Raw genomic sequence first — 21,443 nt, 5'->3', positions numbered from 1 at the left:
TGGGTGGTGTCTTTTATGCTTCAGAAATGTGAAGGCATTGTCATTAGAAGGACGGCATATGGAGAAAACAATAAAATTATAACGATTTATACCCGAGAGCTAGGGAAAATAGGGGTCATGGCTAGAGGTGCGAGCAAGCCAAATAGCAGGCTTGCCGCCGTGACCCAGCTTTTTTGCTCCGGGTATTTCCTTGTTTCGACATCTAGTGGACTTGGAAGCCTTCAGCAGGGGGAAATGGTTGACTCGCTTCGTTTTATCAGGGAGGATCTTTTCGCCACTGCCTATGCTTCCTATATCGTCGAATTGCTCGATAAGAGTGTGGACGATAAAAAACCAAATCCATATCTGTTTGAATTGCTTTCACAAACTTTACATTACATAAATGAAGAATACGACACTGAGGTTTTGAAATTCATTTTTGAAATGAAAATGCTTCCTGTAAATGGAATCAACCCGGTTTTGAACCAATGTGCCGTTTGTGGGGAGACCGAAGGGGAATTTGCTTTCTCCCTAAGGGAAGCCGGGTTTATTTGTCACCGATGTTTGGACAAGGACCCTTATCATTATAAAATTTCTCCTTCTGCGGTGAAACTTCTGAGGATCTTTTATTATTTTGATTTATCCAGGCTTGGTAACATATCTGTTAAACCGGAAACTAAAAGGGAATTGTCAAAAATCATTGATGCCTATTATGAGGAATATTCAGGGTTACATCTGAAGTCCAAAAAGTTTCTCAAACAGATTGATTCGATGAAAGATATGTTTTAGGTTCGAACTATTGACATTCCGGTTTTGTTTGTATAAAATTTTAATCATCAAAATAAGAAGAATGCGTCGATGGAAGAGAGTACCTGTTTTAATTCATAAAAGCGAACCCGGGATGGTGCAAGCCGGGATATGAAGACACAGGGAAGGGCGTTCCGGAGCATGATTAGGTTTGAAAAGAGGCCGTTTCATAACGGCAATTAGGGTGGAACCGCGGGTAAACTCTCGTCCCTATGCATTACGCATAGGGACGGGAGTTTTTTGTTTGCCTTGAGGAATCCTAGGCAAAAGATACTTCCCGCCCCTGAATCTGAAATTTAGTAAGCCGCTTTAAATAATCTGGAGGTGTACGATGAATATTCAAAATATGATTTTAACTTTGCAAAAGCATTGGTCTGAGCAAGGCTGTATCTTAATGAATGCTTATGATGTCGAAAAAGGTGCCGGGACGATGAGTCCTTATACCTTCCTTAGAGCAATTGGGCCAGAACCTTGGAGTGTTGCTTACGTGGAGCCTTCAAGACGTCCTGCAGACGGCCGGTATGGAGAGAATCCTAACCGTCTTTATCAACATCATCAATTTCAAGTGATCATGAAGCCTTCTCCGGATAATATTCAAGAACTTTATTTGGAGTCATTACGGAAGCTAGGCATCAATCCATTGGAGCACGACATTCGCTTTGTTGAGGATAACTGGGAAAATCCATCCCTTGGCTGTGCGGGTCTAGGATGGGAAGTATGGTTGGATGGAATGGAGATTACCCAATTCACCTATTTCCAGCAAGTTGGTGGACTAGAGTGTAAACCAGTCTCCGTCGAAATTACATACGGAATTGAACGTTTGGCTTCTTACATCCAAGACAAAGAAAATGTCTTTGAACTTGAATGGACGGATGGATTTACTGTTCGTGACATCTTTGGTCAACCGGAATACGAGCATTCGAAATATACATTCGAGACATCCAACCTTGATATGCTGTTCGAGCTTTTCACGATGTATGAAAAGGAAGCTCATCGTCAAATGGAGGAAGGTCTTGTACATCCGGCTTATGACTATGTATTGAAGTGTTCCCATACGTTTAATCTGCTGGATGCCAGAGGTGCCATTTCAGTAACGGAAAGAACGGGTTATATTGCCCGTTGTCGTAATTTAGCGCGTAAGGTTGCCAAAACTTTTTATGAAGAGCGGGAAAAATTAGGCTTCCCGATCCTGAAAGTGAAAGGGGAGAAAACAAATGAGCAAGCGTGATTTGTTATTGGAAATTGGGTTGGAGGAGCTACCGGCTCGATTTGTTACAGCTTCTATGAAACAGTTATCCGACAAAGTACAAAAGTGGTTGACACAAAAAGCGATTGAATTTGGTGAAGTCGAAGCATTTTCAACACCAAGACGTTTGGCGATATTGGTAAAAGATGTTGCGGAATCACAAAAGGACATTGAAGAAGAAGCAAAAGGACCGGCTAAGAAGATCGCTTTGGACGCCGAAGGCAACTGGTCTAAAGCAGCGTTAGGTTTTGTAAGAGGACAAGGCATGACGGCTGAGGATATTTATTTCAAAGAACTTAAAGGTGTGGAATATGTCCATGTGAATAAATTCATCAAGGGGCAACCGACGGCTCAGTTATTGGCGGAACTACAAGAAATCATAACTGGCATGACCTTCCCGAAAAATATGCGTTGGGCCAATCAGGACCTTCGCTTCGTCCGTCCGATTAAATGGTTAATTGCTTTGTTTGGTAAAGAAGTAGTACCTTTTACCATAGCTGAAGTAGAAACAGGCCGAGAAACGAAAGGTCATCGCTTTTTAGGTGAAAGTACAGTTATCGAAACTCCTGACCAGTATGAAAAGTCACTTAACGAACAATTTGTCATGGTCAATCCAGACAAACGCCGTACCGTGATCTTAGATCAAATCAAAAACCTGGAACAGGAGAATGGCTGGATCATCCCGGTCGATGAAAATCTTCTGGAAGAGGTAAATAACTTGGTTGAATATCCAACGGTGTTATTTGGCCGTTTTGAAGAAGAATTCCTTGAATTGCCTTCTCAGGTGCTGATTACATCGATGAAGGAACATCAACGGTATTTCCCTGTAAAAGATCAAGATGGAAAGTTGCTTCCTTTCTTCGTGACCGTTCGAAATGGGGATGACCGTCACCTGGATATGGTATCGAAAGGGAACGAAAAAGTATTGCGTGCCCGTTTATCGGATGCAGCTTTCTTCTACAAAGAAGATCAGAAAAAAGAGATTGCTGATGCTTTGAAAAAGCTGGATAGCATCGTTTACCATGAAGAAATCGGTACTCTAGCCGAGAAAACTGAACGTGTAACAGAGGTAACCGGAGCATTGGTGGATGCCTTGAAACTGAAAGTGGATAAAGAATTGGCGCTACGTGCTGCAAAAATAGCCAAGTTTGATTTAGTGAGTCATATGGTTTATGAGTTCCCTGAATTACAAGGGTACATGGGTGAAAAGTATGCCCTTCTAAAAGGTGAAGCGAAAGAAGTGGCAACAGCGATCAATGAACATTATATGCCACGGCATGCAGATGACGATGTACCTCCATCCTTAATCGGGGCACTTGTGAGCGTAGCGGAAAAAATTGATACACTGGCATCATTCTTCGCCATCGGAGTGATCCCTACCGGTTCTCAAGATCCATATGCTTTAAGAAGACAAGCAAGTGGAGTCGTTCAAATTCTAGCGGAGAAAAAGTGGGATATCACACTGGAGGAACTTATCACTTTGGGTCTTAAAGGACTTGAAGCAAAAGGCCTCTTGAAACGTGACATGGATGATGTAAAAGCGGATATGCATACATTCTTTAAAGCCCGTGTGAAGCATTTGCTTCAGGAACTACACATTCGCTATGATTTAATCGATGCTGTTTTGGCTAATGAAATTGGTTATATCCATTCTGTTGTTGAACGCTCCCAGGTATTAGAAGCGAAGAAAGAGGAAGCTGGCTTTAAAGAAAGTCTTGAGGCGTTAAGCCGTGTCATGAATATCGCTGGGAAATGCGATAATAAGGTGACAGTGAACCCGAGTGCTTTTGAAAATGAAGAAGAAAAAGCGTTGTATGAGAAATTTGGAACGGTTGCTTCAGCCTATGCCGAAACGAATGATGAGATGGAGCATTTCGAACAGCTAATATCGCTTCAAAGCGAAATCGAGGCTTATTTCGAGCATACAATGGTCATGGCGGAAGATGAAGCCGTACGTAATAATCGTTTATCCCTTATGAAAGAAATTAGTGATTTAGTTTCCAGCTTTGGGGCTGTGAACAAAATAATCCTTTCTTAATCCAATGAAAATGATCGGGACCCTTTTTATGAAGGGTTTCCGATTATTACAACTAATAGAGATGAAAACTGCTTTTATCAAATGATATAGTATATAATCGTTATATGAAGATCCTTTGTTACTTTACTCTGCGAAAAGCAGTAGGGTGGTGATTACAATTCAATTGAATAAACGTCAGGAACAGATTTTACAAATTGTTAAAGAGAATGGACCGATTACTGGAGAGCATATTGCAGATAGGTTAAGCTTAACGAGGGCGACGCTTCGTCCGGATTTGGCTATCTTAACGATGGCCGGTTTTCTAGATGCACGTCCACGTGTCGGGTATTTCTATACAGGTCGCTCGGGTACACAGCTATTGACGGATAGTCTGAACCATCTGTATGTTCGTGACCATCAATCGATCCCTGTCGTTGTGGATGAGGGTATATCTGTTTACGATGCGATTGTCATGATGTTTTTAGAAGATGTCGGCACTATGTTCGTAGTGGATAAGCATGCATTACTCGTTGGGGTACTGTCCAGGAAAGACTTGCTCCGTGCAAGTATTGGGAAACAAGAACTGAATTCCATCCCGGTCAATATCATCATGACAAGGATGCCTAACATTACAATGTGTACTAAAGAAGATTTATTGATCGATGTTGCCAAAAAATTGATTGAGAAACAAATTGATTCATTACCTGTCGTCAAAGAAACAGAAAAAGGCTATGAGGTAATTGGAAGAGTGACGAAAACCAATATAACAAAAGCATTCGTAGCTTTAGCTGATGAAGGCTATTAGGGGGGCTTGCAAAGGAATGACGGAGAATATGAACGGTTCTATTATATATGTTGTATCGGATTCAGTTGGGGAAACAGCGGAGTTAGTTACTAAAGCTGCGGCTAGTCAGTTTTCTAGTTCCGCTTTTACTATTAAACGAATTCCGTATATTGAAGATGAACATAACGTGGATGAAGTAATTTCACTGGCCAAATTAGATGGGGCGATCATCGCCTACACTCTTGTGAAGCCTGCTATTAGAGACTACATGAAAGCACAGGTGGAAAAAGAAAACCTGTCTGCTTATGACATTTTAGGACCGCTCATGGATATCCTTCAGGAAAGAACATCTAAAGGACCTCTTAATGAGCCGGGGCTCGTAAGAAAACTTGACGATGATTATTTCAAACGTGTGGAAGCCATTGAATTTGCTGTAAAATACGACGATGGACGGGATCCACGTGGGATTTTACGTGCGGATATCGTGTTGGTTGGTGTTTCTCGCACGTCCAAAACACCTTTGTCCCAATATTTAGCTCATAAACGCTATAAAGTGGCCAATGTTCCTTTAGTACCAGAGGTAGAGCCGCCAGAAGAACTGTTCCTGGTCCCGCCTGAAAAATGCATTGGGTTGAAAATAAGTCCTGAAAAGTTAAATCATATTCGAAAAGAGCGATTGAAGTCACTTGGACTCAATGATCATGCTATATATGCGAATGTGGAACGAATCAAAGAAGAGTTGACATACTTTGATAAAATTATTTCAAGGCTCGACTGCCCAATCATTGATGTTACGAATAAAGCTGTCGAAGAAACGGCCAACTTAATTATGAATATTCTTCAAAATAAAAATCGGTAGATTTCTCTTATTCTTAAAATTGAGATTAATCAAAATGTGAGCTGGACACTTTTAGTGTCGGCTCACATTTTCATGCTCAAGGTTTATTGGGTTTTAAATGTAAAACATGGATGACACTTACATAATTCCTCTTTTGTTAAACAATTCACAACCCACTTTTTAGATGTTTGAAATTCAGAATCTAATTGGTAGCATCTTTTTAAAAAATAGATTATAATAAAAAATTGTGAGAAAAAAGTAATCTTGAGGTTTAGACTTGGTTATTAAGGAATAAACTAAGGATTATAAGAAGTCAAGTTTTTTATCATAAGAAAATTCGACACATTCAGTATAATTGATGAGGCAAAATAGGGTGTAACACTTGTTTAGAGGATACCGTTTGTATATTCTTGCGAATGACTTCAGGATAAGTGTTTGGAAGTTTCATTATATCTCGATAAAGTTTAGGGGAGAAAAAAGGATTATGCAGAATGATGTAGAATTAAAAGGTATGATAAATAAACCAATAATACATGTTGACGCCGATGCATGTCCGGTGAAAGATGAGATTCTTCATTGTGCAAGACAATACGATATCGATGTCTGTTTTGTTGCATCATATAAAAATATGATGAACAACCCTGAAGGCAAATGGGTATACGTCGATGCAGATAAAGAAGCAGCAGATCTTTATATAGTGAATTCTGTAAAAAAGGGTGATATTGTTATTACTGCTGATATTGGATTAGCTGGTACCCTGCTTCCTAAAAGCGTTTATGTTCTATCTCCGAGGGGAAAAGAATATACAAATGAAAATATTTTCATGCTTCTCGATATGCGCTACCAGTCAGCGAAACTTCGCAGGCAGGGGAAGCATACGAAAGGACCGAAAGCCTTTACAAAGGATGACAAAATATGTTTTACAAATAAACTTTTGAAAATTTTGTCGAATTTTGCAGGGAATCAGGATTCAATATCGAATTAAAAAACTATCACCAAAATCGCAAGGTGAAAAAATGACAAATGGTCGTATAGAAGATGAAAAGATAAATCAGATCCGAGAAGCAGTGGACATCGTCGACTTAATTGGAGAATATGTCCAGCTGAAGAAGCAAGGACGGAATTATTTTGGGCTTTGTCCTTTCCATGGTGAAAACTCACCATCATTTTCTGTTTCCACGGAAAAACAGATTTTCCATTGTTTTGGCTGTGGTGCAGGTGGGAATATTTTCACTTTCTTAATGGATATCGAAGGATATAATTTTGTGGAATCTGCAAAGGTCCTGGCTGAAAAAGGGAATATACCTTTGGACGTTGAAATAAATAAGGACTCCCAACGGTCTAATATGCCGGCTGGTTCTCAACAGATGCTTGAAGCCCATGACTTGCTTCGAAAGTTTTACCATCATCTTCTTGTAAATACCAAGGAAGGCCAAGAAGCTTTGGAGTATCTCCTTAATAGAGGATTTACCGAAGAAACGATTGAAAAGTTCCAAATTGGTTACTCACTGGATTCTTGGGATTTTGTTTCCAAGTTTCTTTTAAAAAGGGGTTTCCCGCCAGAATTTATGGAACAGGCTGGGTTGATTATTTACAGGGAAAAAGATGAGTCATACTTTGACCGTTTTAGAAATAGAGTCATGTTTCCGATTATGGATCATCAAGGGAATACGATTGCGTTTTCGGGTAGAGCAATGGGGGACGATGAGCCCAAATACTTGAATAGCCCCGAGACCCCAATCTTTAATAAAAGTAAAACTTTATATAATTTCCATCAAGCAAGACCGCACATTCGCAAGAAGGAACAAGTTGTAATTTTCGAAGGTTTTGCCGACTGTATTTCCGCAGTCCGTGCCGGAGTGGAGAATTCGGTTGCTACGATGGGGACCGCTCTAACCGATCAGCACATTCAGCTTTTAAAAAGAAATACGGACCAGGTTTTAATCTGTTATGATTCGGATTCGGCTGGTTTGAATGCAGCTAACCGCGCAGTTAACATGCTACAGGAAACGGATTTTACCGTTAAGGTAGCACTTATGCCTGATAATATGGACCCCGATGACTACATAAAGGAATTTGGTGAGAAAAGCTTTGTTTCTGAGGTAATAGGGGCCAGTTTAACCTACATGGCATTCAAGATGCATTATTTACGTCGAGGAAAAAATGTAAATAATGAAGGAGATCGAATTCAATATATCGAAGAAGTCCTTAAAGAAATTTCTCGTTTGCCAAATGCAGTGGAGCGGGATCATTATCTTAGGCAGCTATCCTCCGAGTTTACACTTTCGTTGGATGCGCTTGAACAGCAGCAACGACAGGTATTTTTTGCGGAACGTAAAAAGGGTACACTGCCACAACCTGCTGCTCAAAAGAAAATGACCCTTCAGTATGAGCATAAATTAAAACCTGCTCATCACAATGCTGAAATTAAGTTGATGGCCCATATGCTGAAAAGCAGGGAAATGACTTATAAGATTCAACAGTTGCTTGGACAAACACTCTTTCATGTAGATGAACATCAGGCCATCATCACCTATTTATATGCTTTCTATGAAGATGGACACGAGCCTGATCCAAGCTTTTTCCTTACTTATTTGCCGGATCCAAACTTGAGAAGGATCGTTTCGGAAATAGAAATGATGTCAGTTAATGAGGAAGTTTCCGATAAAGAACTGACTGATTGTATAAATCAAGTGTTGAAATATGAAAAGATGTTAAAGATAAAAGAAAAACAGGCTGAAGAAAAAGATGCAGTGAGACGCAGCGATCCTAAAGCTGCCGCCAGAATTGCAATGGAAATCATTAAGTTGCGAAAAATGTTGTAGTTGTTTAGGTGTAAGACCTGGAAGGAGGGGAACTAATGGCTGAAAAACCAGCACGTTCCAAACAAGTTGATAATGAATTTAGCCTTGAGCAGGTTAAAGAAAAATTAATAGAGCTAGGTAAGAAAAGAGGCTCTTTGACCTTAGAAAAAATTGCCGAAAAAATTGGCGGTTTCGAATTAGATTCCGATCAAATGGATGAGTTCTATGAGGTGCTAGCTGAAAATGGAATCGAGATTCTCACGGATGGTGAGGAAGAAGAGGATGAAGATGATCCGGATTCCAAAAAACTTGCTAAAGAAGAAGAGTTTGACTTAAATGACTTAAGTGTTCCTCCTGGTGTTAAGATCAATGATCCTGTCCGGATGTACTTGAAAGAGATCGGTCGGGTCGACCTTTTATCTGCAGAAGAGGAAATCTCTTTAGCGATGCGAATCGAGGAAGGGGACGAAGAGGCAAAACGCCGTCTAGCCGAAGCCAATCTACGTCTGGTAGTCAGCATAGCCAAGCGTTACGTAGGGCGCGGTATGCTTTTCCTTGACTTGATTCAAGAAGGAAATATGGGTCTTATCAAAGCGGTAGAGAAATTCGATTACCGCAAAGGGTACAAGTTCAGTACCTATGCAACTTGGTGGATTCGTCAGGCCATCACTCGTGCGATTGCTGACCAAGCAAGAACGATCAGGATACCGGTGCATATGGTTGAGACCATCAATAAATTAATCAGGGTACAAAGACAGCTTCTTCAAGATCTTGGACGTGAACCATCTCCAGAGGAAATTGCAGAGGATATGGATTTAACTCCGGAAAAGGTTCGTGAAATCTTGAAGATTGCTCAGGAGCCTGTTTCCTTGGAAACCCCAATTGGTGAAGAAGATGATTCACACTTAGGTGATTTCATTGAAGACCAAGATGCGACTTCTCCATCTGAACATGCTGCATACGAATTGTTGAAAGAACAACTTGAAGATGTGTTAGATACACTGACTGATCGTGAAGAGAATGTCTTGAGACTTCGCTTCGGACTTGATGATGGTCGTACACGCACTCTTGAAGAGGTAGGTAAGGTGTTTGGCGTTACCCGCGAGCGTATCCGTCAAATCGAAGCTAAGGCACTGCGAAAGCTTAGACATCCAAGCCGCAGTAAACGCTTGAAAGATTTCCTAGAATAGAATAACGCCCTTTACAGAGCCCTCTTTGAATGCCCAGCGTTCGGGAGTGGCTCTTTTTTTCAGCCATTGGTGTGGAGAATAATCCTTTAAAGGAAATCAACACCAAATCCGACAGGCAGGATTAACCGAAAAATAAAAAAGCACAGTACGCATGAGGAAGTGTATTCATGGATGAAACAAGAAAGAAAATCATCATTCAAGAAATTAACTCTTGGAAGCAAAGTCGCATGCTCCCAGAACAATATTGCAATTACTTACTAGCCTTATATAGCCAGGGGGAGGCACTACCTGTTACCCCTCAGAAAAGCAAAAGCCGTAAAAAAGAATGGACGAACGGGATTGTAATGGGTGCTCTTTTTTTAATTAATATATTTTTGAATTATTTTACTGAAATATCCAACACAATGCAAATAGTCGTGACAACTTTCTCCATCCTTGCTTTTCTTTTCTTTCTTCGACGCTTCAAGAACACGAAATTCCTTTTAGTATTATCTTTAATAGGATTGTTATTGTTATTGTTAGTGGAAACAGTGCAAGTAACCGAGCTAATCGCTGCTGGAAAGAGGAGTATCCTGTATATAGGCTTATTTTTCAACTGTGGGTTATGGTTATGGATTGGCCAAAAATATAAGCTGCTCTATTTTTCGATATCTGGAATTTTGGGATTAGTTGTAATATCTTACTTTTTATTGATATAATTAAAAACAGATTGCTTGTTTGTTTTATCATGAATAGGGGTATTATGGAAATAATCCAAGAAAAGTCAAAATTATTCGTAAATACACATAAATTTTTGACAAATTTGAGAAAAAATATAATATCTTCTATTTTTGGGGTTTTACTTGAAACTCTTTTCAAGTAAAATAATATATAGTAATTTGTATATAATATTAAATATGGTAAGTTTAGGTTCTACATAGAGGAGGAAATACTATGAATCGCAATCCAGTTATGCCTTTTATTATTATCATGGTTTTTGGTATTGGACTTATGTTTTTACTTTCATTCAAAGGTTTAGGAGATGCCAAAGATCTTGCTAAAGAAAAAGAAGGCGGTGAAAAAACAGAGGAAACGGAAAGTGCCTCATCCTCACCTGAAGACATTTATAAACAGAATTGCATTTCATGTCATGGTGATGCCTATCAAGGTGGAGTCGGACCTGCCCTTAAGGGCGTTGCCGACCGTCTATCCGAAGATGAAGTCAAAGAAGTCATCGCTAATGGACGAGGAGCTATGCCTCCTGGTTTAGTTGACGAATCGAACCTCGATGCCATGGCAAAGTATATTCACGGATTAAAATAAGCAGGAAGCTGATTCAAAACGTACATTCGTTTTTGAATCAGCTTTTCTTTTATATTCGGTATTCTCCTCCTTTTCCCTGATGGATCCCCCCATGTTTGTCCTCGTTCTGTAATTTTTCCTTGGAACTTGTTATAATCGAATGGGAAATGAAATGATATAAATATGAATTTGAAATAAGAGAGTTGATAGTATAATGAATCACGAGAAATTATCAAAGAGATTAGAAAATGTCGCATTACATATACCGAAAGGGAGCATTCTGGCCGATATCGGTTCCGATCATGCTTACCTGCCTTGCTATGCTGTAGCCAATGGGCTCTGTGACCGTGCGATAGCGGGTGAAGTTGTGGAAGGTCCCTATCAGTCTGCCCTTAAACAAGTGAAGGGAACGGGATTAGAGGACCTCATAGAAGTCCGTAAAGGCGATGGGCTTGAGGTATTAAAACCGGATGAAGCTACATGTGTTACTATCGCAGGAATGGGCGGTACATTAATCGCTAGTATATTGGAAAATGGGAAAAAAAAGTTGGAGAAGGTGGAGAGACTCATTCTTCAGCCCAATGTAGGAGCCCTAAACGTTCGTAATTGGCTAATCGATAACGGTTGGGAATTAATCGATGAAGATATCCTGGAGGAAGATGGAAAGATCTATGAAATCTTGATTGCGAAAAAAGGGGACCCTCTTCAGCCCTATCATGAAAATAAGCAAGTTGGGCTTATGTTCGGGCCATTCCTGTTAAAGAAATTCAGTGATACTTTCATAAAGAAATGGCAGCATGAGAAGGCGCACTTCGAAAGAATCATTGAGCAATTGGATGCGAGTGGCCGAAGTGGCTTAGAAACGAAGCGCAAGGAAATGGAAGTGCAAATTTCATTCATTGAGGAGGTGCTTAAACGATGAAAACAGCTAATGGTATGCAGATTATTGAAATGTTCGAACAGTTCTCTCCGAAACGATACGCAATGGAGGGGGATCCAATTGGACTACATGTCGGGGAATTGAATAAGCCCGTTTCAAAAGTGATGATTGCACTTGATGTCCTGGAAGAAGTGGTGGATGAAGCGATAGAAAAAGGTGTCGAACTGATCATTGCCCATCATCCCTTGATTTATCGGCCGTTGAAGAAAATAGATACAGCTCAGGCTAGTGGCCGAATCATCGAGAAATTGATCAAGCATGATATTGCCGTTTATGCCGCACATACTAACTTGGACGTAGCCAAGGGCGGTGTAAATGATTTACTTGCTGATGCATTGCAATTACAAAATACAGAGGTCCTTGTCCCTACCCATGAAATCCCTCTAAGAAAATTAGTGGTATATGTACCAAAAGAGGACGAACAAAAGGTAAGGGATGCCTTGGGTAAAGCAGGAGCCGGTTCGCTAGGGAATTACAGCTACTGTTCGTTTACAGTTGAGGGTACAGGCAGGTTTTTACCCGGGGAAGGCAGTGAACCGTCGATTGGTACACGAGGCAAGATTGAAAGGGTTTCAGAAGTACGAATTGAAACCATATTCCCCGAACCCATTGAAAAAAAAATACTTTCTGCGATGATCAAAGCCCATCCATATGAAGAAGTGGCTTATGATATTTATAAGTTGGAAAACAAAGGCGAATCCTTGGGGCTAGGCAAAATCGGGGTTCTTGCAGAAGAAATGTCCCTTGGACAATTTGCCGAGCATGTTAAAGAGACTCTCGAAGTGGAGAATGTCCGTGTAGTTGGAGACCTGAACAGTACCATAAAAAAAGTTGCCGTTCTTGGCGGTGATGGAAATAAATACTTCACGACCGCTAAGTTTAAAGGTGCCGATGTGTATGTAACGGGTGATATGTATTATCATACGGCTCACGATGCCATGATGATTGGATTGAATATCGTGGATCCGGGTCATAATGTTGAGAAAGTGATGAAAAAAGGTGTAGCTCGAATCTTGAATGAGATGTGCGTCAATAAAAATTTGGATGTAGAATTCATACCTTCTGAGCTCAATACAGATCCTTTTACATTTATATAGAAGGACAGAAAAAGGCAGCCACTTCCATTTGTGGCTGCCTTTTTTCAGGCTTTCTTTATTTTGATTTTAGGTAAGATTTTATGCAAGGGTGTTTTCTTTTCCGTATCCCATGTCGATTCGTCAGTAGGTTCATATTGTTCAAGGAATCTAATGACCTCTTTCGTTATAGGAGTAGGCGTGGAAGCTCCCGAAGTGACAGCCACCGTTTTGGCATCTTTTAACCATTCGAGGTTCAGTTCGGAAATATCGGCTATGCGATAAGCCGTGGTTCCTGCAATTTCTTCGGATACTTGTGCAAGCCGATTGGAGTTATTGCTTTTTGGGTCACCAACGACGATAAGGACATCCGCTTCTCCAGCTTGTTGGGCTACGGCCTCTTGACGGACCTGTGTGGCTAAACAGATTTCTTTATGGACCTCAGAATGGGGGAACTTTTCCTTCACCTTCTCCATGATGTCCAGGACATCCCATTGACTCATTGTCGTTTGATTGGTCACAATGATCTTTTCACTATTCAATGATAAGGCTTCGACATCTTCAGCATTTTGCACGAGGTGAACGACATCAGGGGCTACCCCAACTGCTCCCTCTGGCTCAGGATGTCCTTTTTTGCCGATATAGATGATTTGATACCCTTCCGATTCTTTTTCCCTGATCAAGTCATGTGTAGCGGTAACGTCAGGACAAGTAGCATCAAGGGTGACAAGGCCTTTTTCCTTCGCAATCTTCCGAATCTCAGGGGAAACGCCGTGAGCGGTAAAGATGACAGTTCCCGTTTCCACCTGATTGATGATTTCATTTCGGTTACTGCCATCTAGCGTTATGATCCCCTCTTCTTCAAAAGCATCGGTAACGTGCTTGTTATGAACGATCATTCCTAAAATGTAAATAGGGCGTGGCAAGGTTTTATCTAAAGCCGCATTCCTGGCAATAACCATGGCATCAACTACTCCATAGCAATAGCCCCGCGGGGAGATTTTATTTACTTTCATCTATGTGTCCTCCTTCAAAGGCAAGAAACTTACGCGTATTCCCTTCTATTATATAAGACCATAGATGATTTTACAAAATATCGTATTTCATGAATGATGCCACGGGCGCAATTTTATAATGGTTTAAATATAAAGTTTAGGTCCGGATGATCGATTCCTTGTCTTTTTGGGGAGAGCCTCGGCAGCCGGTTCTACGTTTAATTCGATTTTTGGCTTATCGCTATTCACAGCGGGTTCGGGTTCCTGAATCTTGGGAGAAGTGGTTAAATTGGTGTTTTCCTCTGCTGGTTTTTCCGTTTCTTCACTTGATGATATGCTGCGGAACACCTTCCACATGGAGGGGAGGTTTTTAATTACTGGCCCATACTGCTGCACCATTGGCGTGAATTGCTCGGCCGCTTGCAATACCTTTTGGGTGTTGTTTAGCATATTGTTGAGTGAATCGGGTTTGGTTAAGTTCTCCAGGATGCCGCCGCCACTACTTCTTGAAGAACTAGTGGTAGTGGAATTGGCTGGTGCGAATAAGTTTGGGGGAGCGGCATTTTGTTGTTTGGACCTACCTAGAAGCTTGGCTAAAATCCCTTCTTTCTTAGGAAGTTGCTGTTCTGGTCTTTGTTGTTGATTGAAGGGGGCTCCTCCCCGGAAGCCTTGTTGGGGTCCCGGTGGTCCTTGTGGTCTTCCTTGAGGCGGCCTCATTGGCTGAAAAGGGTTGCTGTTTGGGTACTGTGGTCCCCTGAAGGGTCTAGGTTGCTGCATCCTTGGGCCATTATTAGGTTGCTGGAATCCAGGACCGGGGGAACGGTTTCTATCTTGGAACATAGGTTTCACCTCTTTATGGTTTAGGTATTGATGTGTTCTTCCCTATAAATTATGCAGCATGGTAAAAAAGGTTTGAGGAAAGGATAGATGGAATGTTGTGAAGTGGTCGGAAAGAAGGTAAGATGGTAACGGTAGTCTTTTTGCTCCATGTCTGCGGGGGATACGCTATGACCAGGACAGGTGCTTTTCTTTTGCAAGAGTCCATTAAGAGAACTGACCAAAGCGCTTGCGCTTTTTGTATAATCCAGCTCCAGCGTCTAGCTCGCTGTGAAAAAGATGATGGACCACATAAGGCAAAAAGCGCCTTATGGGCCAATCCCTATTTTCTTCACGAGCTACCAAGACGCTTGCGCTTTTTGTATAAAATTTATTATAATAATAAGACGTGTCTAATGAAAGACAAGAATAAAGGAGATATTTGATGAAACAAAACCAATTTGAACGATTTAATTTGAAAAGCTACATTCTAGATGCAGTTCGTACTTTAGGGTTCGATAAGCCGACGGAAATACAGGAACGCGTGCTCCCGTCGCTTTTAAAGGGAAGTAGCTTAATTGGACAGTCGCAGACAGGTACAGGGAAGACTCATTCCTATTTGCTGCCGATTATGAACAAGCTTGATGCTGGGAAAAATGAAGTTCAAGCGATTATTTCCGCACCAACCCGTGAGTTAGCGAATCAAATCTACAAAGAAGCTTTGAAAATTGCGGACCATTTCCCTGAAGATGAGCAAATTCAAGTACGTTGCTATATCGGTGGTACCGATAAACAGCGTATGATCGATAAATTGAAGACCCAGCCACAGTTGGTCATTGGGACTCCAGGAAGAATCAAGGATTTGGTTGAGGCTCAAGCCCTTCAGGTATATACGGCTACGATGCTTGTTGTTGATGAAGCGGACCTTATGCTCGATATGGGCTTCCTTGAAGATGTTGACCAATTTGCTTCCCGTATGGCGGAAAAAATTCAAATGCTTGTTTTCTCGGCAACCATTCCGGAAAAGTTAAAGCCATTCTTGAATAAATATATGGAAAACCCGAAATATGTTCAAGTTAATCCGAAACAGGCGACAGCCGCAAAGATTGAACATGTTCTGATACCTCTTCGTCACCGTAACAGGGAGCAGTTATTACATGATATCATCGTTCGTTATAATCCGTATTTGGCTATCGTTTTCACCAATACGAAAAAAATGGCGGATCATGTAGCCAACTCCCTGATTGAAAAGGGATTGAAAGTGGGCCGGATCCATGGAGATTTATCGCCTCGTGATCGTAAGAAAATGATGAAGCAAATCAATGATCTGGAGTATCAATTCATTGTCGCTACTGATTTGGCTTCTCGCGGAATTGATATTGAAGGTGTCAGTCATATCATTAACTATGAATTACCGACGGACCTGGACTTCTACATTCATAGAACGGGAAGAACTGCCCGCGCCGGATACTCAGGAATTGCAGCAACGATATATGGTACATCTGATGAAGATGCATTGAACCGCCTTGAAAAGATGGGGATTGAATTCCATGATGCCGATATTCAAAATGGCGATTGGGTAGATATAGACGAACGTAACAAACGGAAAAATCGTAAGAAACAAAAATCAGAGATAGATGTAAAGGCAAGCAGGCATGTTAAGAAGCCGTCTAAAGTTAAACCTGGTTACAAGAAGAAAATTCAACGTGACGTGGAAAACTTTAAAAAACGCGAACGCCGCATACAAAGAAAGAAATAAAAGGGAGTAATTAGATGCTGAAGATTGGGTCGCATGTTTCAATGAGCGGGAAAAATATGCTACTTGCTGCGAGTCAGGAAGCGGCTTTATATGGTTCCAATACATTCATGGTTTATACAGGAGCCCCGCAAAATACAAGACGCAAGAAAATAGAGGATTTGAATATTGAAGCAGGTAGACTGCATATGGAGGAGAATGGGATAACGGATATTGTTGTACATGCTCCATATATAATCAATATTGCCAATACCACAAATCCAGCTACTTTCGACTTGGGAATCAATTTTTTGCGCAGTGAAATCGATCGGACGGAAGCAATCGGTTCGGGTCAGATCGTCCTTCATCCTGGTGCCCATGTCGGTGCAGGCACTGAAATCGGAATTAAAAGAATCATTGAAGGTTTAAATGAGGTTCTTTCTGCAGATGACAAAGTGCAAATTGCCCTTGAAACGATGGCAGGGAAAGGTACGGAATGTGGCCGTTCTTTCGAAGAATTGGCAATGATCATGGATGGTGTAATCCATAACGATAAGCTATCTGTATGTTTCGATACGTGTCATACACATGATGCTGGATACAATATCGTCGAAGATTTCGATGGAGTCCTGAATGAATTTGATAAGTTGATCGGCGTTGAACGAATCAAGGTGCTCCATATCAACGACAGCAAAAATGTCCGTGGTGCGCATAAGGACCGTCATGAGAATATTGGTTTTGGACATATCGGCTTTAAAGCGTTGAATTACATTGTCCATCATCCTCAGTTAAGCGAAGTTCCAAAAATCCTGGAAACTCCTTATGTAGGAGAAGACAAGAAGGATAAAAAGGCTCCGTATAAATTCGAAATCGATATGCTTAAGAACCAGCAATTCGACGAGGGTGTACTGGAAAAAATCATGTTGCAAATGTAAGTAGAAGGGACGATCCATCGGCATGTCGATGAATCGTCCCTTATTTTACATAGGAAATTAGATGATACCGGCTACCCTTGTTTACATATTGGCTGTAAGGTTGTTGAAAAGGGTTTCGATTGCCCGGGCCGTATTCGCTCCTGCCACTTGGGTGATTTGACCAAGAACGTTTTGCCTTTGGCGAATATCGAATATATTGATGTTTCTACCGGCCAGCAGTGCAGTAATATCACTTGCCTGTTTTTGTGTTAGACTAATCTGATGTTGTTTAGCAAGGGAAAGTAGTTCATCCGGGCGTATCTGATTTATTTTATGGTTGACCATCATTTCGAATAATTTCATACGATCTCCTCCTCCTTTAAAACATATGAAGAAAGATAGGGTATGTGAACTCGAAAGTTCACGGATTGTTGGAAATTTACGGATGTATGGTTTTTGTTAAACAGTTAGACCATGTGAAGTCTGGAGCGAATTCTTTACTTCTGAACATCTTTGATTTATACTAACCTTTGTTAATCGTAATGATTCTTAAAAAAAAGGTGATAGTTTTGGACAATGTAATCAACCCCATCGTTAAATTAGAAGATATATCTTACAAATATACAAAAGATTTAGTGCTGGAGCATGTATCACTTGAAATACCTAAAGGGGCCTTTTTAGCTATCGTCGGTCCGAATGGATCCGGTAAATCCACTCTGTTGAAGTTGTTACTTGGTGTATTTAAACTCCAAAAAGGAAAAATTAATTTATTTGGGGAAGATATCCGACGCTTTAGGGATTGGCAAAAGATAGGGTTTGTTTCTCAAAAGGCAAATTCCTTCAATTCCGGTTTTCCTGCTACCGTTTTTGAAGTGGTTCAAAGCGGTTTGACAAAAAAAATCGGCCTGTTCAAATTTGCAAGCAAAGAAGACAAGAAAAAGGTGAAGGATGCTCTGGAATCAGTGGATATGCTCGAGTATCAAAACCGAAACATCGGTGAATTATCCGGAGGTCAACAGCAGAGGGTGTTTATTGCGCGGTCAATTGTCAGTGAGCCTGAATTGTTGATTTTGGACGAACCAACTGTTGGTGTTGATTCAAAAAATGTCCATCAGTTTTACGAAATGCTTGAGATGCTAAATAAAAAATTGGGGATTACCCTAATATTGGTTACACATGATGTCGGCACTGTGACCGATAAAGTCACACATGTTGCCTGTTTGAACAAGGTGCTTCATTTTCATGGCGATGCCGTCGAATACAATGGCCTGAATGAGGAAGAATTGTCTTCCATTTACGGACATGGCGTTCAGTTTTTAAACCATAATCATTAATAAGTTTTGGAGGATAGCCCAATGATATCGGGGATATTGCAATTTGAATTTCTGCAGAACGCTTTTTTGACTGGGATCATCATCGGAGCGATTGCGCCACTTGTAGGCGTTTTTGTCGTGGTAAGACGGATGTCGATGATTTCCGATGCACTTAGTCATGTAGCGCTAGCAGGAATTGCATTCAGTTTATTGCTTCAGAAAAGTTTTCTTTCTCTTGCCGGATTGAATCCGCTTTATATAGGGATGGCCTTTTCTGTTGGAGGATCGTTATTCATTGAAAAGTTAAGAGGGGTGTACAAGCATTATCAAGAGCTTGCCATACCCATCATCATGGCTGGCGGCATGGGGCTTAGCGTCATTTTCATTTCCGTTGCAGATGGTTTTAATACGGACTTATACAGTTATTTATTCGGAAGTGTCAGTGCAGTAAGCCGTACAGACTTGTATCTCATCATGGGAGTGGGCATTGCAGTCGCTTTGATGTTAGCCTTGTTATATAAAGAATTATTTTTACTATCCTTTGATGAAGAACATGCCAAGGCTTCAGGTATCCCATATCAAGCCATTCATTTTATTTTTATCGTGATGGTGGCATTGGTGATTGCTGCATCGATGAAGATTATCGGGATATTACTGGTATCTTCACTTATGACATTGCCTGTGGCAGCAAGCCTTCGCTTTGCAAAAGGCTTTAAGCAGATGATTGCCTTTTCCGTCATATTCGGGGAAATTTCTGTCGTGGGAGGACTATTCATATCCTATAATATGGATCTTGCTCCAGGAGGAACGATCGTGATTATCGCAGTGCTAATACTTGTCTTATCAATTTTATTGGATAAGTGGAAAAATCGATAGGTGGGGTGATTTTTTGAACGTAACAACTGCCATGCAATTACTTAAAGATAAAGGGTTTAAACATACAGGAAAAAGAGAGGAAATGCTGGCTCTTTTTTCTTCAAGTGATAAATATTTAACCGCTAAAGATGTACTGGAGAATATGAAGCGAGATTATCCTGGCTTAAGCTTCGATACAATTTATCGAAATCTTTCCTTGTTTGTCGAGCTTGGAATCTTTGAGACAACTGAATTGGAAGGTGAAAAGCATTTTCGCTTCACTTGTGGACATTCTTCCCATCATCACCATTTCATTTGTTTGAATTGTGGTAAGACAAAGGAAATCGAAGTATGCCCGATGCAGGAGCTTCAGGAAAGTTTGAAGGACTATGAGGTTTCAGGTCATAAATTCGAAATTTATGGTCGTTGTCCCGTCTGTATATCGGTAGGATCGTAAAAAAAACCATTGACTCCTGTCAATGGTTTTTTTACGATCCTATTTTAAGCTTAACGGCTTATCGGGGAGCCAATGGTTGACCCACTGAGAAGCTTCCATCCAGTTATCCACCCTGAAAACCCTTTCTGGTACCGGTCCTTGATTATATGGTGTATTGAATAAAAGGACAGGGATATTACATTCTTCAGAAATGGCGACCGCATTGTCATACTTGTCCTCTAGAAAGAGATCCACGGCGTATTTTTTGGCTGTGGCGACTTTATCATGGGAACCGACTAACTCCAGATGACTGTATTGGACCTGGTTCTTCGTAAACCAGTCTTTTGTTACATCAAGAAGGCGGTCACTCCTGGCACTGATGAAATATAAATCAGCGTGCTTCATCCAGTCCTCGAGAATGTCCTTTGCCCCTTCAGCCATTAAGGATTCCGAATAAATGGTCGGTTCGGTTTCGATGAACCATTTTGTGAAGTCTTCTTTGGGTACATTGACGAAAGGGAATAAATCATATTCATTAATGTCTTCATAAGCTAAATTTAATTGAAAAGCTTTATTTAAATAGGGAACTAGGGTATCGGGTCTTGTTATGGTCCCGTCAATATCGATACCAAATCTTTTTTTCATGATGACTCTCTCCTCATTTTCAGCAACAGTTATTTTAGTGTATCATATTCAAACAAGCCATTGGAAACAATACATATTTAAACCAAGACATGCAACCTTTATCATGAGGGTTATTCGCTATTATACATATACTATAAATGCTCCTAAAAACGAAAGTGAGTGATGGATCAATGGAAGAAGATCAATACTCCATTATTGACAAGGATCATTCAACTGAAGCGGGAAAAGATCCAGTGGTTGTCGTGGATGATGAACATCATGAGCGGTACTATACAGAAGAAAATGCGGTAGAGCAAAGGGCTTATCAAAAAAGAAACGATACTTCAGTCCAGGATAGTCGTTATCAGGAAGAAACTTCTGCCGAGATTTCCACCATTCCTAATGAAAGTAAAATGAATGGACGGTCGGATGCTTCTGGTAAAGCATCGGGTGGAACAGGTATAGGGGCCATTGCGTTAATCATTTCCATTCTCTCGTTGTTCATGATGCCCTTTATATTGGGGATCCTTGGGATCATTATTGGTTTTTCAGCCCGTAAAAGGGGATCGAGCATGGGCTCATGGGCTATAGGTATAAGTGCAGTTTCCATCATTGTGGGCATATTCATCCTGCCGTTCTTTTAAGGAGCATGTTTTTGCTGTTTCCGTTTGTAGCGGAGACAGCTTTTTTGTGGAAACAAAAAAGGGGCTGTCCCAAAAGTCAGGAAAATGACTTTTAGGGCAACCCTTTTTTTATGAAATTTATGCACAAAAAAATCGCCCTTTTTAGTAAAATG

The 21,443-nt window shown here is 40.8% G+C and carries 22 protein-coding genes and 1 other annotated feature; of the genes, 18 read left to right on the top strand and 4 right to left on the bottom strand.

The annotated features are described in order from the left end of the window. Positions 1 to 15 precede the first annotated feature (15 nt). The 12 genes from recO (at position 16) to ACQKL0_RS05325 (ending at position 12,983) form a co-directional block, all read left to right on the top strand. A complete protein-coding gene (recO, locus tag ACQKL0_RS05380; RefSeq protein WP_402958417.1) occupies positions 16 to 768 on the top strand; it encodes a DNA repair protein RecO in 753 nt (250 codons plus the stop codon). A gap of 57 nt (positions 769 to 825) precedes the next feature. Next, positions 826 to 1,001 (top strand) — a binding site (T-box leader). A gap of 116 nt (positions 1,002 to 1,117) precedes the next feature. Further along, a complete protein-coding gene (gene glyQ / locus ACQKL0_RS05375) occupies positions 1,118 to 2,014 on the top strand; it encodes a glycine--tRNA ligase subunit alpha (RefSeq protein WP_402869572.1) in 897 nt (298 codons plus the stop codon). Next, the gene (gene glyS / locus ACQKL0_RS05370; RefSeq protein ID WP_427686543.1) at positions 2,001 to 4,070 is read left to right on the top strand and encodes a glycine--tRNA ligase subunit beta; all 2,070 of its coding nucleotides are present in this window, start codon (positions 2,001 to 2,003) and stop codon (positions 4,068 to 4,070) included. The genes glyQ and glyS overlap by 14 nt, the downstream gene beginning before the upstream one ends. Positions 4,071 to 4,215: 145 nt before the next feature. Beyond that, positions 4,216 to 4,854: a helix-turn-helix transcriptional regulator gene (locus ACQKL0_RS05365; protein ID WP_402869892.1), complete on the top strand. Its 639-nt coding sequence runs from the start codon at positions 4,216 to 4,218 to the stop codon at positions 4,852 to 4,854. Between the two features lie 16 nt (positions 4,855 to 4,870). Then, the gene (locus tag ACQKL0_RS05360) at positions 4,871 to 5,692 is read left to right on the top strand and encodes a pyruvate, water dikinase regulatory protein (protein WP_402869568.1); all 822 of its coding nucleotides are present in this window, start codon (positions 4,871 to 4,873) and stop codon (positions 5,690 to 5,692) included. A gap of 379 nt (positions 5,693 to 6,071) precedes the next feature. Beyond that, complete coding sequence (locus ACQKL0_RS05355; protein WP_427686541.1) at positions 6,072 to 6,656, top strand: YaiI/YqxD family protein; 585 nt, start codon at positions 6,072 to 6,074, stop codon at positions 6,654 to 6,656. Between the two features lie 31 nt (positions 6,657 to 6,687). Then, positions 6,688 to 8,496, top strand: a complete 1,809-nt coding sequence (gene dnaG, locus ACQKL0_RS05350; RefSeq protein WP_427686539.1) for a DNA primase — start codon at positions 6,688 to 6,690, stop codon at positions 8,494 to 8,496. A gap of 35 nt (positions 8,497 to 8,531) precedes the next feature. Continuing rightward, positions 8,532 to 9,665 (top strand): RNA polymerase sigma factor RpoD, encoded by a 1,134-nt coding sequence (gene rpoD, locus ACQKL0_RS05345; RefSeq protein WP_402869563.1) that lies wholly within the window; start codon positions 8,532 to 8,534, stop codon positions 9,663 to 9,665. Between the two features lie 167 nt (positions 9,666 to 9,832). Next, complete coding sequence (locus ACQKL0_RS05340) at positions 9,833 to 10,363, top strand: hypothetical protein (protein ID WP_427686537.1); 531 nt, start codon at positions 9,833 to 9,835, stop codon at positions 10,361 to 10,363. 235 nt (positions 10,364 to 10,598) lie between these two features. Continuing rightward, positions 10,599 to 10,967, top strand: a complete 369-nt coding sequence (cccA, locus tag ACQKL0_RS05335; RefSeq protein WP_427686535.1) for a cytochrome c550 — start codon at positions 10,599 to 10,601, stop codon at positions 10,965 to 10,967. A 193-nt stretch (positions 10,968 to 11,160) separates the two neighbouring features. Then, positions 11,161 to 11,868, top strand: a complete 708-nt coding sequence (locus tag ACQKL0_RS05330) for a tRNA (adenine(22)-N(1))-methyltransferase (protein ID WP_427686533.1) — start codon at positions 11,161 to 11,163, stop codon at positions 11,866 to 11,868. Next, positions 11,865 to 12,983: a Nif3-like dinuclear metal center hexameric protein gene (locus ACQKL0_RS05325; protein ID WP_402986284.1), complete on the top strand. Its 1,119-nt coding sequence runs from the start codon at positions 11,865 to 11,867 to the stop codon at positions 12,981 to 12,983. The genes ACQKL0_RS05330 and ACQKL0_RS05325 overlap by 4 nt, the downstream gene beginning before the upstream one ends. Before the next feature lie 44 nt (positions 12,984 to 13,027). Here ACQKL0_RS05325 and ACQKL0_RS05320 read toward each other — a convergent pair whose 3' ends face one another. After that, complete coding sequence (locus tag ACQKL0_RS05320) at positions 13,028 to 13,975, bottom strand: 4-hydroxy-3-methylbut-2-enyl diphosphate reductase (RefSeq protein WP_427686531.1); 948 nt, start codon at positions 13,973 to 13,975, stop codon at positions 13,028 to 13,030. Positions 13,976 to 14,098: 123 nt separating this feature from the next. Further along, positions 14,099 to 14,794 carry a VrrA/YqfQ family protein gene (gene vrrA / locus ACQKL0_RS05315; RefSeq protein ID WP_402869552.1) on the bottom strand — a complete coding sequence of 232 codons (696 nt, stop codon included), beginning with the start codon at positions 14,792 to 14,794 and terminating at the stop codon, positions 14,099 to 14,101. Positions 14,795 to 15,215: 421 nt separating this feature from the next. On the opposite strand from vrrA, the gene ACQKL0_RS05310 reads away from it, so the two are divergent. Then, positions 15,216 to 16,529, top strand: coding sequence for a DEAD/DEAH box helicase (locus ACQKL0_RS05310; RefSeq protein ID WP_402869550.1), 1,314 nt, complete (start codon positions 15,216 to 15,218; stop codon positions 16,527 to 16,529). Between the two features lie 14 nt (positions 16,530 to 16,543). Further along, entirely contained in the window at positions 16,544 to 17,440 is an 897-nt protein-coding gene (locus ACQKL0_RS05305) for a deoxyribonuclease IV (protein WP_402869547.1), read from the top strand. Positions 17,441 to 17,521: 81 nt separating this feature from the next. Here ACQKL0_RS05305 and ACQKL0_RS05300 read toward each other — a convergent pair whose 3' ends face one another. Beyond that, on the bottom strand, positions 17,522 to 17,782 hold the full coding sequence (locus tag ACQKL0_RS05300; protein ID WP_402869544.1) for a DUF2624 family protein: 261 nt from the start codon (positions 17,780 to 17,782) through the stop codon (positions 17,522 to 17,524). Between the two features lie 206 nt (positions 17,783 to 17,988). Between ACQKL0_RS05300 and ACQKL0_RS05295 the strand changes: the two genes are divergently transcribed. From ACQKL0_RS05295 to ACQKL0_RS05285, 3 genes are read left to right on the top strand one after another with little or no spacing between them, the layout of a single operon-like run. After that, positions 17,989 to 18,753, top strand: a complete 765-nt coding sequence (locus tag ACQKL0_RS05295) for a metal ABC transporter ATP-binding protein (protein WP_402869541.1) — start codon at positions 17,989 to 17,991, stop codon at positions 18,751 to 18,753. 21 nt (positions 18,754 to 18,774) lie between these two features. Continuing rightward, positions 18,775 to 19,608, top strand: coding sequence for a metal ABC transporter permease (locus tag ACQKL0_RS05290; protein ID WP_402869540.1), 834 nt, complete (start codon positions 18,775 to 18,777; stop codon positions 19,606 to 19,608). 13 nt (positions 19,609 to 19,621) lie between these two features. After that, a complete protein-coding gene (locus ACQKL0_RS05285) occupies positions 19,622 to 20,044 on the top strand; it encodes a Fur family transcriptional regulator (RefSeq protein ID WP_402869538.1) in 423 nt (140 codons plus the stop codon). A gap of 39 nt (positions 20,045 to 20,083) precedes the next feature. Here ACQKL0_RS05285 and ACQKL0_RS05280 read toward each other — a convergent pair whose 3' ends face one another. Then, entirely contained in the window at positions 20,084 to 20,668 is a 585-nt protein-coding gene (locus tag ACQKL0_RS05280; protein ID WP_402869536.1) for a 5' nucleotidase, NT5C type, read from the bottom strand. 170 nt (positions 20,669 to 20,838) lie between these two features. On the opposite strand from ACQKL0_RS05280, the gene ACQKL0_RS05275 reads away from it, so the two are divergent. Continuing rightward, on the top strand, positions 20,839 to 21,291 hold the full coding sequence (locus tag ACQKL0_RS05275; protein ID WP_402986271.1) for a DUF4190 domain-containing protein: 453 nt from the start codon (positions 20,839 to 20,841) through the stop codon (positions 21,289 to 21,291). The last annotated feature ends 152 nt before the right edge of the window (positions 21,292 to 21,443 follow it).

Origin of the sequence: Peribacillus sp. NPDC097264 (assembly GCF_050277925.1) — a bacterium.
Taxonomy (GTDB): Bacteria; Bacillota; Bacilli; order Bacillales; family DSM-1321; genus Peribacillus.
The sequence above is the reverse complement of the archived record's forward strand: the minus strand, read 5'-3'. Positions and strand labels throughout refer to the sequence as shown.